This window comes from Streptomyces sp. NPDC093149, from assembly GCF_044754145.1.
In the GTDB taxonomy this organism is placed as follows: Bacteria; Actinomycetota; Actinomycetes; order Streptomycetales; family Streptomycetaceae; genus Streptomyces.
This window is the reverse complement of record NZ_JBIVON010000025.1, coordinates 49411-59427: the sequence shown is the minus strand read 5'-3', so window position 1 is coordinate 59427 and position 10017 is coordinate 49411. Positions and strand designations below refer to the sequence as shown.

Here is a 10017-nt window from a genome sequence, read left to right as displayed (position 1 = left end):
ATCGGGGCGACCCTCCGCCTTGCGATCGCACGCACCGGACGCCGCCTGGCCCGCCCTGCGGGCGGACGACGCTACTTTCGAAACACGCCCTAGCCGTCCCGGCTCAGCATCTCGGCCGTGATCGCCCATCGCTCGTGATCGCGCCAGGCACCGTCGATGAAGAGGAAGTCCGGCGAGAATCCTTCGAGGCGGAATCCTGCCCGTCTCACAAGGGCGAGCGAACCTTGGTTGCCGGGCTGGATGTTGGCTTCGAGCCGGTGCAGGCCGAGCGGCCCGAAGGCGTACCGCAGGACCAGCTCCAGCCCTTCGCTCATCAGTCCGCGCCCCGCCGCATGGGTGAAGGCCCCGTATCCGAGCGCGCCGCAGAGGAACCCGCCGCGGACGATGTTGTTGATGTTGATGAAGCCCGCGATCCCGCCACCGGCCCCGCCCGACCCGCCGCCCCTTCCACCGGCCCCGCCTTCGCCTTCGCCGCCGTCGCGTTCGCAGACGAGGAATCCGGCCTTCGTGGGGTCGTCGATCAACCGGCCCGCGTAGGCCGCGTACGAGCGGGCATCGACGGGCGGGAAGAGCCAGGGACTGTGCAGGCCCCGGCTCTCCCTCGCGCGGGTGGTGAATTCCTCGGCGTCCGCTTGCGTGTAGGGGCGGATCGCCGTGCGGTGTCCCTGGGCCAGGTAGTCGGTTCCGGTCATCCGGCCAGCGTAGGGGCTGTCCCGTTCGGATCGGGCCGGATCGGCGAGCGGTGTCCGGCGCCGTGGATCGCGGGGCGGAGGAGGGAGCCGGACGGGGTCCTTCCTGCGCGGACGGAGCTGAGACCTTGGGGAAGACGCCATGACGACCGACGCCGACGCGGCGGGTCACTCCCCCGGTCGCACGACCACCGGAAGCTCCAGCGCACCGGTGTCCTCGGGGGCGCTGACCACCGTGACCGGCTTGATGCCGCGGTTGCCCGAGTAGGCGCTGTCGCTGGACGCGATCACGGATTCGAGCCGGTGGCCCGCCTCGTACCGGTTGACGATGCCCGGCAGTTGCACGGTGAACGAGCGGGTGACGTCCGGCACGCGCACCGGGGAGACGATCGGCTTCCGGGACAGCGCCCGGTGCCCGGACCGGGAGCGGGAAACAGCATGTGACACGAAGGCCTCCGCACCGAGACCTTCTTACCGGCCAGTAAGTACTGGACCGCGCTCATGCCGTGACGCGTGTCGGAGCGATGTCAACGACTGGTGCCGCATCATGCGACGTTCGCCCGCTGCTCGTCTTCTCATGCCGGGGTGGCTGCGGTCAGTCGGTCGGTGATCTCTTCTGCGCTCAGCACGAGCGCGAAACCCTTGCGCAGGACTGCGAGTTCAGGTTCTTGCCGGGACTCGTCGTCCGTTGCCGTGACGTCGGACCCGAAGACGACCTTGTAGCCGCGTTCGTATGCCTGCCGGGCCGTGGTGCCGCAGCAGTAGTTGGTGAGCGTTCCCGTGACGATGACCGTGTCGCGGCCGAGGTTGCGCAGCATCGTGTCGAGCGGGGTGTCGTAGAACGCCCCGTAGGAGGGCTTGCGGATGACGACCTCGTCGGGGTGGCGGCCCATCGGGGCCCACACCTCGGCAGGGCCCGGTCGGCGCCAGTCGGTATCGGCATGCGGGAGGAACCGCAAGGCGCGCGGGCGGTCCAGTCCGAGATGGGTGTCGTCGAAGATGGTCCACAGCACCGGGACAGAGGCCGCCCGGCATTCTTCGACCAGTTGGTGCAACCGGGGCGCCATCCGGGTGGCCGCGGGCACCCAGTAGGGGCTCCAGCCGGGCCGGACGAATTCGTCCTGCATGTCGATCACCAGCAGTGCCGCCCGTTCGGGCCGTACGTCGAAAGATGCCCGGCCACGCTCGTAAGCGTTGCGCGCCTGTGCGATCACCCATTCCTCGGTGTATGCCATCCCCACTCCTGCCTCGATTCGAGGTACCTCGTTTCGATGTGCGAGAGTAGCAGCATGCTCGAACTCGCGATCCTGGGATTCCTGGCCGAGGGACCGCTGCACGGCTATCAACTGCGCCACCGGATAGAGCACTTGTCCGGTCACGCCCGGCCGGTCAGCGACGGCAGCCTCTACCCGGCGATCAACCGGCTGGTCAGCGCCGGGTTGCTCGACCGGCGGACCGAGCCGGGCTCCTCGGCCGCTCAGCGGCACACCCTGAGCCTGACCGATGCCGGCCACTGCGAGCTGCTGCGCCGACTGCGGGATGCCAACGGCCTGGACATCAGCGACAGCACCCGGTACTTCACGGTCCTGGCCTTCCTGTCCCACCTGCCCGACATCGCCGACCAGCACGCGGTACTGCGTCGGCGGCTGGATTTCCTGGAACAGCCCGCGAGCTTCTTCCACGACGGTGCCCGCCGCCTGGGCGTCGACGACACCGACGACCCCTACCGGCGCGGCATGCTCACCATTGCCCGCGCCACCAGCCGCGCCGAAAGGGCCTGGCTTCGGGAGGCGTTGGCCTGACACCGCGCCCGCAGGCACATCGCCCGTTCTGCACCCGAACGCCTCGCGCTCGATGGCACCGACCGGGCCGGCCACAAGGAGCAAAGCAGCATGATCCGCCGCTGCATCACCCGGCGGAACAAGCGCGCCGCCGACGAACGCCTACGAGAGGTGGTCGACAGGGCGAACGATGCCTGATACGACGCCAGGACCCCGATTCCTGAACGATGCTCAACTTCTTTACGATCTACCGCGATTCAGGCCAGCGCGGGTACCTCGACGGTGAGCGTGGCGGGGCCGCCGTCGGCCGGCGCGTCCAGCACGGCGGGCACTCCGAGCGGCATCGTCAGCGCGGTCGGCCCGTGCCCGAAGCCCAGCTCCTCGACGACGGGTACACCCAGTGGCCCGAGCCGGTCGGCGAGGACCGCCCGCACCTCCTCGTACGGACCGCAGCCCGCCCAGGAACCGCAGGCCACCCCGGACACCCCGTCGAGCGCCCCCGACCGCAGCAGTTGGGTGAGGATGCGGTCGATGGTGTACGGATCCTCGGTGGTGTCCTCGATCAACAGCAGCCCGCCGTCGGCCGACGTCCGGGCGTGCGGGGTGCCGATGTCGGCGGCGAGCAGGCTCACGCAGCCGCCGTAGGTGATGCCACGGGCCGTGCCGGGTACCAGCACCCTCGCCGAGGGAAGGCCGAGAGTACGCACCGAATCGGGCTCGAACAGGGTGGCCCGCAAGGACTCCTGGGTGTCCGGGTCCTTGAGGAAGGTCTCGGTTCCTGCCATCGGCCCGTGCAGGGTGGCGAGGCCCATGCGCCGGGCGAACGCCTCGTGGAGCACGGTGATGTCGCTGTAGCCGATGAACACCTTGGGCCCGGCCGCGCGCATCGCCGCCCAGTCCACCAGGTCGACCATGCGCTGCACACCGTATCCACCGCGGGCGCAGATCACCGCGTCGACGGACGGATCGCACCAGGCCTCCTGGAGATCCCGGGCCCGCGCCTCGTCCGTGCCGGCGAGGTAGTCCAACTCCGGGTGCACGTCGCGCGCATGGGGTGCCTCGACGGGGACGAGGCCCCAGCCGCGCAGTACGTCCAGGCCCGCGTCGAGACGGTCGGCGGGCACCGGTCCGCTCGGGGACACGACGGCGATCCCGGCGCCCGGACGCAGCCGGGCGGGGCGGGTCAAGGGGGCGAGGGTCACTTCTTCAGCTCCAGCCGCGGTACGTCGGGACAGTCGATGCCGAAGGTCTGGCCGTACAGCGAGAGTTCGGCCTCCAGAGCGCGGATCATGGTGTCGGCGCGCCGGAACCCGTGCCCCTCCCCCTCGAAGGTGAGATATGCGTGCGGGATGCCGCGCCCCGCGACCCGCTCCAGGAACCGCTCGCACTGGACGGGCGGGCAGATCGGGTCGTCCAGCCCCTGGAGCAGGATGAAGGGGGTGGTCAGCCGGTCGGTGCGGCTGACCGGCGAGCGTTCGCGGTAGCGGGCCGGGACTTCGGCGAGCGGGCCGACCAGGGATTCCAGGTACTGCGACTCGAAGTCGTGGGTCTCGTCTGTGCCCCAGCCGGTCAGATCGAGGACGGGGTAGATGATCGTGCCGCAGGCATAGACATCGGTGCCGGTCAGCGAAGCCGCGGTGGTCCAGCCGCCGGCGCTGCCGCCGCGGATGGCGAGCCGTCGCCGGTCGGCCGTGCCCTCGGCGGCCAGCGCTTCGGCGACGGCCGCGCAGTCCTCGACGTCGACGACGCCCCACTGTTCGCGCAGCCGGTTGCGGTAGGCCCTGCCGTAGCCCGTGGAGCCGCCGTAGTCGACCTCGGCGACGCCGATGCCGCGCGAGGTGAAGTAGGCGATCTCCAGGTCGAGTACGAGCGGAGCATGACCGGTGGGACCGCCGTGCGCCCAGACCACATAGGGCGGCAGTTCACCTTCAAGGCCGGTCCGGCCGGGGTTCCGGGGCGGGTAGATGTGGGCGTGGATCTCCCGTCCGTCGGGCCCGGTGAAGGTGCGGTCCTCGGGCTGCGGGTAGTACGCGGGATCGACGGCGTCCTCGTGCGGTGTGCCGATGATCCGGGTGCGGCCGGTCGCGGTGTCCAGTTCGACGACCTCGTAGGCGCTGTACGGGCCGGCGGCGATACCGATGACGCGGCTGCCGTGCACGGCGAGCGACTCGGCCCATTCGGTCCAGGGACCGGCGACGTCGACGAGTTCGCCGGTCTCCGGATCGAGGATGCCGAGCGTGGTGGTGCCCCGGCCGTGGACGGTGGCGATCAGACCGTTCTCCAGGGGCCTGAACCAGCTGAGGCCGATCTTCCAGAGCGGTCCGGCGAACTCCTGTTCCCGGGGGCAGAGCTCCACCGCGCCCCGGTGCGGGTCGGCGCGGTACAGGTTCCACCAGCCGCTTCGGTCACTGGCGAAGAGCAGTTGTCCGTCGGCACCCCACTCGATCTGCGGCACCGACTCCTCGGGGCCGCCGCCGAAACTCCGGGCCTGCTGGAACGTACCGTCCTCGGCGACGTCCGCGAGCATCACCTCGGTGCCGTCCCACGGCATGCGCGGGTGGTCCCAGGCGACCCAGGCCGCCCGCCGGCCGTCGGGCGAGAGCTTCGGTCCGGTGACGAACCGGTGACTGTCGTCCGAGAGTTCACGCACCGCCGAACGGTCGTCGGCCGCGGAGCCGTCCAGGGGCACGGCGGCGAGCACCCGGCGCAGTTCGGTGGGTGCCTCGCCGGTGAACTCCTCCAGGACGCACCAGACCTCGCCCCGGTCGAGGTGGAGCTGCGGGTCGACCCAGCGCAGCCCCCCGCCGACGGACGAGACCGGCGTCAGTGGCCGCGGTTCGCCGGATCCGTCGGGGGCGTAGGCGTACAGCCGCTGGTCGGCGAAGTCGACGAAGACGATCAGCGGGCCCTCCTCGGCGCGTTCGGCCCCGGCCCAGGGCTGTCCGCCGTACTCGACGACGCGGCTCCGTACGTTCCATGGAGCGGGCAGCGCGGTGGCGGTGGTCCCGTCCGCCCGGCGGCGGATCAGGGCGCGGCGGCCCGCCTCGGCAGGGCGCGGCTCCGTCCACCACACCTCGTCGCCGACCACGCCGACATACTCGGGGCGGCCGTCGTGCGACGCCGCGAGCCGTGCGTCGATCGGTGACGGCCATGTTCCGTAGGCCCCTGTGGACACCATGATGAATTCCCCCCGTAGTGGGTCAGGCCGTGCGCAGATAGTGATCGAGGACGCGGACGCCGAAGTGCAGCGCTTCGACGGGGACGCGTTCGTCGACGCCGTGGAACAGCGCCTGGTAGTCGAAGCCGACGGGCAGCTTCAGCGGCGAGAAGCCGTAGCCCGCGATGCCGAGCCGGGAGAACTGCTTGGCGTCCGTGCCGCCCGACATGCAGTACGGCACGACATGGCCGTCCGGATCGAAGCGCTCGATCGCGGCACGCAGCTTCGCGAAGGTCGGCGAGTCGACCGGCGCCTCCAGCGGGACCTCGCGGTGGTGGAACTCCCAGTCGACATCGGGTCCGGTCAGCCGGTCCAGAGTGGCGTGGAACTCGTCCTCGCCGCCGGGCACCATCCGGCCGTCGATGTACGCGGTGGCGTGGCCCGGGATCACGTTGACCTTGTACCCGGCCTCCAGCATGGTCGGGTTGGAGCTGTTGCGGACGGTCGGCTCGACCAGGGCGGCGGCCGGGCCCAGCTTGTCGAGCAGTTCGTCGACGTCGAAACCGGGGGCGTCGAGGTCGGGGTGGATGCCGTGCAGCGCGGCGATCTCGGTGAGCGCGGCGCGGACCGTCGGGGTGAGCCTGACCGGCCATGCGTGCTGGCCGATCCGGGCGACGGCGGAGGCGAGTGCGCTGACCGCGTTGGCCTTGTTGACCTTGGAGCCGTGCCCCGCCTTGCCGTGTGCGGTGAGCTTCAGCCAGGCGGTGCCGCGCTCGCCCGCGGCGATCGGGTAGAGCGGCATGGAGGGTCCGGCGTGGAAGGTGAAGGCACCGGACTCGCTGATCCCCTCCGTGCACCCTTCGAAGAGTCCGGCGTGCTGGTCGGCGAGGAAGCCGGAGCCGTCCTCGGCGCTGGCCTCCTCGTCGGCGGTGTACGCGATCACGATGTCGCGACGGGGCCGGACACCGGCCCGCGCCCAGGCCCGGACGACGGCCAGGACCATCGCGTCCATGTTCTTCATGTCGATGGCGCCGCGCCCCCAGACGACGCCGTCGCGCACCTCTCCGGAGAAGGGGTGCACGGTCCAGTCGTCGGCCTCGGCCGGGACGACATCGAGATGGCCGTGTACGAGCAGGGCGTCGGCGGACGGATCGGTGCCAGCGATCCGGGCCACCACGTTGGTGCGTCCCGGGGTGCGCTCCAGGAGGGTGGGTTCGAGTCCGGCGTCGGCCAGCCGCTCGGCGACGTACTCGGCGGCCGGGCGTTCCCGGCAGTCGCCGCCGCCGCGGTTGGTGGTGTCGATCCGGATCAGCTCGGAGGTGAACGTCACCGATTCCTCGAGCGCCCTGTCGTCGACGCCCTGTCGGGGGTCGGTCGCCTCAGCCATACTGTTCCTCCACGGCGGACGACACGATGGTCGTCACGGCCTTGAACGTGCGGATAGCTTCGTACATCGTCCCGCTGGTGTAGGCGACGCGCCGTTCGCCTCCGGGTGCCACGCCGGGGACGACGGTGGCCGCGCCGGCCAGGTGCTCGGCGTCGAACTCCAGCTCGACGGTGAAGGGACCGCCCTCCACCGGGGTGTGACGTACCGCCAGCGCGGTCGCTTCCTTGGCCGCCGCACGGATGTCGGCGGCGGTACGGGCCGGGGTGCGGCACACCGCGGCGTAGCGCGACACATAGTCCTTCACGGCGACCTTGCGGGCCTGCGGGGCGTACCCCTGCGCGTCCGCACAGGTCAGGTCGTCGCCCGTGACGAGGACGACGGGAACGCCGTACTCGGCCACGACATGCGCGTTGAGCAGCCCCTCGCTCGCCCGGACGCCGTTGAGCCAGACCCCGGTGAGGGAGTTCGCGAGATAGGTGTGGGCGAGCACCCCCTCCGTACCGGCGCCCGTGTGGTAGCCCACGAAGGCGATGGCGTCGACGTCGCCGTGCTGGACGCCTTCCACCATGGAGAGGGACTTGTGCCTGCCGGTGAGCATCTGGACCCGGTCGTCGAGCCGCTCCAGCAGAAGGTTGCGCATGGACCAGTGGGCCTCGTTGACGAGCACCTCGTCGGCGCCGCCGTCGTAGAAGCCGAGCGCCGCCGCGTTCACGTCGGAGGTGAACATGGCGCGGCATCGCTCCCACTGCGGGGTGCCCGGCAGCACATCGGCCGGCCAGGTCACGCCGGTGGCGCCTTCCATGTCCGCGCTGATCAGGATCTTCATGCGGGGTCACGCTACGCGCCGAAGAACCTCCAGGCCAGAGCCACAGAGACGTTCAATGGTCCAGTCCTCCGAAGAGAGCGCGACCCACACCCCCATCAGGAGCATTCCGGACACGTCACGTCCGGCCGCCGGCCGGGTCGGCCCTCTTCGCCTTGACAGCCTTCCCGCGCCAAGACCATGATTCCATTAATTGACTAATGGAATTGAGGCGAAGTGCATGGCAGACGTATTCACTCCGGACGGCGCGTCCGGCGCATGGGCCCTGGAGGCCCGCGGCCTGGGTAAGCGCTACCGGCGCGGCTGGGCGCTGCAGGACATCTCGTTCCGGCTGCCGGCCGGCCGGATCTGCGGCCTCGTCGGCCCCAACGGAGCCGGGAAGAGCACCCTGCTGAGGATCGCGACCCGTCAGGTGCAGCCCACGGAAGGCGATCTCAGGGTCTTCGGCGTGCCCGTGGACGACCCCGAGGTGATGCCCAAGTTCGCGTTCCTCGGGCAGGACAAGCCGCTGTTCAAGCGGTTCACCGTGGCCGAGACGCTGCGCATGGGCGCCGAGCTCAACCCCGGCTGGGACATGGCCGCGGCGGAGCGGATCGTGCGGTCGGGCCAGGTGGCGATGGACGCCCGCGTGGGCACTCTCTCCGGTGGGCAGCGCACCCGCGTCGCCTTCGCGCTGGCCTTCGGCAAGCGGCCCGACCTGCTGCTGCTCGACGAGCCGATGTCCGACCTCGACCCGCTGGCCCGCCACGACATGAGCACCCTGCTGATGTCGGAGGCCGTCGAGCGCGGCACCACGGTGGTGATGTCCTCCCACATGCTCACCGAGCTGGAGGACATGTGCGACTACCTGCTCGTCCTCGCGGGCGGCAGGATCCGGATGGCGGGCGACGCGGACGCGCTCGTCCCGGCCCACGCGCTGGTGACCGGGCTCGCCACGGACGGGGACCCGGCCGCCGCGCTGGCCCCGCACACCGTGATCGAGTGCCGCGTCCAAGGCCGGCAGTTCCACGCGCTGGTACGGACGAACGGCCCCCTGTCGGGTGACTGGGTGGTCTCCGAACCCAGCCTGGAGGAGGTGCTGCTGGCGCATCTCCGCTCGCCGGACGCGCCCTCGTTGTTCACACCCGGTGCCCGTACCGAGGCCGAAGGGAGCCACACCTCATGAGCACCACCCTGACCGACGCCCCCCGGACCGAGCGCACCCCGGGGCCCCGCATGCTGCACGGGCTGAGCTGGCTCGTGGTGCGCCAGCACCGGGCCGCGCTGCTCAGCCTGCTCGCCGTGGCGGTCCTCGGCTCGATCTGGATCGTCTACGAGCGCAGCCGCATGAAGGACCTCCTGGACGCCGCGGGCTGGCCGGGGAAGGAACTGGCGCAGCCGGCGTTCGACTCGGGCAGTGTGAGTCTCGTCATCACCGCACTGGGCGGGCTGCCGATGATCCTCGCCGTCTTCGTCGGCGCCCCGCTGATCGCGGGAGATCAGGAACAGGGCACCGCGCAGCTGGTCACCACCCAGTCGGTGTCACGCCGCCGCTGGATGGCGACGAAGTTCGCCTGGTGCTACGCGGCGGTGACCGTGACCGCCGCGTTGCTCTCGGCGCTGTTCACCTGGTGGTGGAAGCCCTACCGTTCGGTGTTCCCCGGCGAGTGGTGGGAGGGATCGGTCTTCGACAGCACCGGCCCGATGCTCCCCGCGTTGTGTCTCTTCACGACCGCCGCCGGCATCACCATCGGTGTGCTGGTCCGCCGCGTCGTCGCCTCCATGGCGATCACGTTCGTCTTCGCCGCGGCGGTCGGGGTCTTCTGGGACGAGATGCTCGTCCACCTCGCCCCGACCCGCACGATCGTCTACCCGCTCGACGCGGACATGCCCTCGCGGGTGAACGGGTCGTTCGAGGTGGACCGCTGGATCGGCTCCGCCGACGGCCGTCTCTACGGCTGGGGCCTGTGCGCCAAGCCCACCGAGGAGGCCTCGGACGCGTGCGTCAAGGAGCACGGCATCGTCAACAATGTGTACGAGTACCTCGGCTTCGACCAGATGCCGGCCATGCAGTGGACCGGGGCGGCCATCCTGCTCGCGGGTGCCGCCGTACTGACCGCGTTCGTCCTGTGGCGGGTGTCCCGTCGCCCCCTCTAGGACCTGCCGCCGCAGGTACATAGGGTTTCGGCAGTCGAACGGGA

Annotated in this window: 9 protein-coding genes and 1 pseudogene; 3 read left to right on the top strand and 7 right to left on the bottom strand. The window is 70.6% G+C overall.

Features of this window, described 5'->3' with window-relative positions:
* Positions 1 to 89 precede the first annotated feature (89 nt).
* The 3 genes and pseudogenes from ACIQCZ_RS37785 to ACIQCZ_RS37775 form a co-directional block, all read right to left on the bottom strand.
* Positions 90 to 692, bottom strand: a complete 603-nt coding sequence (locus tag ACIQCZ_RS37785) for a GNAT family N-acetyltransferase (protein ID WP_402289919.1) — start codon at positions 690 to 692, stop codon at positions 90 to 92.
* A gap of 165 nt (positions 693 to 857) precedes the next feature.
* A pseudogene (locus tag ACIQCZ_RS37780) lies at positions 858 to 1079 on the bottom strand (peptidase S15); the annotation flags it as partial.
* Between the two features lie 185 nt (positions 1080 to 1264).
* Positions 1265 to 1924, bottom strand: coding sequence for a cysteine hydrolase family protein (locus ACIQCZ_RS37775; protein ID WP_402289917.1), 660 nt, complete (start codon positions 1922 to 1924; stop codon positions 1265 to 1267).
* Positions 1925 to 1978: 54 nt separating this feature from the next.
* Here ACIQCZ_RS37775 and ACIQCZ_RS37770 point away from each other — a divergent pair, with 54 nt between their 5' ends.
* Complete coding sequence (locus tag ACIQCZ_RS37770; RefSeq protein WP_402289916.1) at positions 1979 to 2491, top strand: PadR family transcriptional regulator; 513 nt, start codon at positions 1979 to 1981, stop codon at positions 2489 to 2491.
* Positions 2492 to 2727: 236 nt separating this feature from the next.
* Here the strand turns inward: ACIQCZ_RS37770 and ACIQCZ_RS37765 are convergent, their stop codons facing one another.
* Genes ACIQCZ_RS37765 through ACIQCZ_RS37750 form a run of 4 tightly spaced genes read right to left on the bottom strand, consistent with a single transcriptional unit; the run spans position 2728 to position 7840 of the window.
* Positions 2728 to 3672: an LD-carboxypeptidase gene (locus ACIQCZ_RS37765; RefSeq protein ID WP_402289914.1), complete on the bottom strand. Its 945-nt coding sequence runs from the start codon at positions 3670 to 3672 to the stop codon at positions 2728 to 2730.
* On the bottom strand, positions 3669 to 5648 hold the full coding sequence (locus ACIQCZ_RS37760) for a prolyl oligopeptidase family serine peptidase (RefSeq protein WP_402289912.1): 1980 nt from the start codon (positions 5646 to 5648) through the stop codon (positions 3669 to 3671). The genes ACIQCZ_RS37765 and ACIQCZ_RS37760 overlap by 4 nt, the downstream gene beginning before the upstream one ends.
* Before the next feature lie 22 nt (positions 5649 to 5670).
* On the bottom strand, positions 5671 to 7014 hold the full coding sequence (locus ACIQCZ_RS37755) for a M20/M25/M40 family metallo-hydrolase (protein WP_402289909.1): 1344 nt from the start codon (positions 7012 to 7014) through the stop codon (positions 5671 to 5673).
* Positions 7007 to 7840: a M55 family metallopeptidase gene (locus ACIQCZ_RS37750; protein ID WP_391746006.1), complete on the bottom strand. Its 834-nt coding sequence runs from the start codon at positions 7838 to 7840 to the stop codon at positions 7007 to 7009. The genes ACIQCZ_RS37755 and ACIQCZ_RS37750 overlap by 8 nt, the downstream gene beginning before the upstream one ends.
* 217 nt (positions 7841 to 8057) lie before the next feature.
* Here ACIQCZ_RS37750 and ACIQCZ_RS37745 point away from each other — a divergent pair, with 217 nt between their 5' ends.
* Positions 8058 to 9002, top strand: coding sequence for an ABC transporter ATP-binding protein (locus ACIQCZ_RS37745; RefSeq protein ID WP_402289908.1), 945 nt, complete (start codon positions 8058 to 8060; stop codon positions 9000 to 9002).
* Complete coding sequence (locus ACIQCZ_RS37740; protein WP_402289907.1) at positions 8999 to 9973, top strand: ABC transporter permease; 975 nt, start codon at positions 8999 to 9001, stop codon at positions 9971 to 9973. Before ACIQCZ_RS37745 ends, ACIQCZ_RS37740 begins: the two co-directional genes overlap by 4 nt.
* Positions 9974 to 10017 lie beyond the last annotated feature (44 nt).

Coding starts and splice junctions, on each gene's coding strand:
- ACIQCZ_RS37785 (WP_402289919.1), bottom strand. CDS start 692: ATGACCGGAACCGACTACCTGGCCCAGGGACACCGCACGGCGATCCGC.
- ACIQCZ_RS37775 (WP_402289917.1), bottom strand. CDS start 1,924: ATGGCATACACCGAGGAATGGGTGATCGCACAGGCGCGCAACGCTTAC.
- ACIQCZ_RS37770 (WP_402289916.1), top strand. CDS start 1,979: ATGCTCGAACTCGCGATCCTGGGATTCCTGGCCGAGGGACCGCTGCAC.
- ACIQCZ_RS37760 (WP_402289912.1), bottom strand. CDS start 5,648: ATGGTGTCCACAGGGGCCTACGGAACATGGCCGTCACCGATCGACGCA.
- ACIQCZ_RS37755 (WP_402289909.1), bottom strand. CDS start 7,014: ATGGCTGAGGCGACCGACCCCCGACAGGGCGTCGACGACAGGGCGCTC.
- ACIQCZ_RS37750 (WP_391746006.1), bottom strand. CDS start 7,840: ATGAAGATCCTGATCAGCGCGGACATGGAAGGCGCCACCGGCGTGACC.
- ACIQCZ_RS37745 (WP_402289908.1), top strand. CDS start 8,058: ATGGCAGACGTATTCACTCCGGACGGCGCGTCCGGCGCATGGGCCCTG.
- ACIQCZ_RS37740 (WP_402289907.1), top strand. CDS start 8,999: ATGAGCACCACCCTGACCGACGCCCCCCGGACCGAGCGCACCCCGGGG.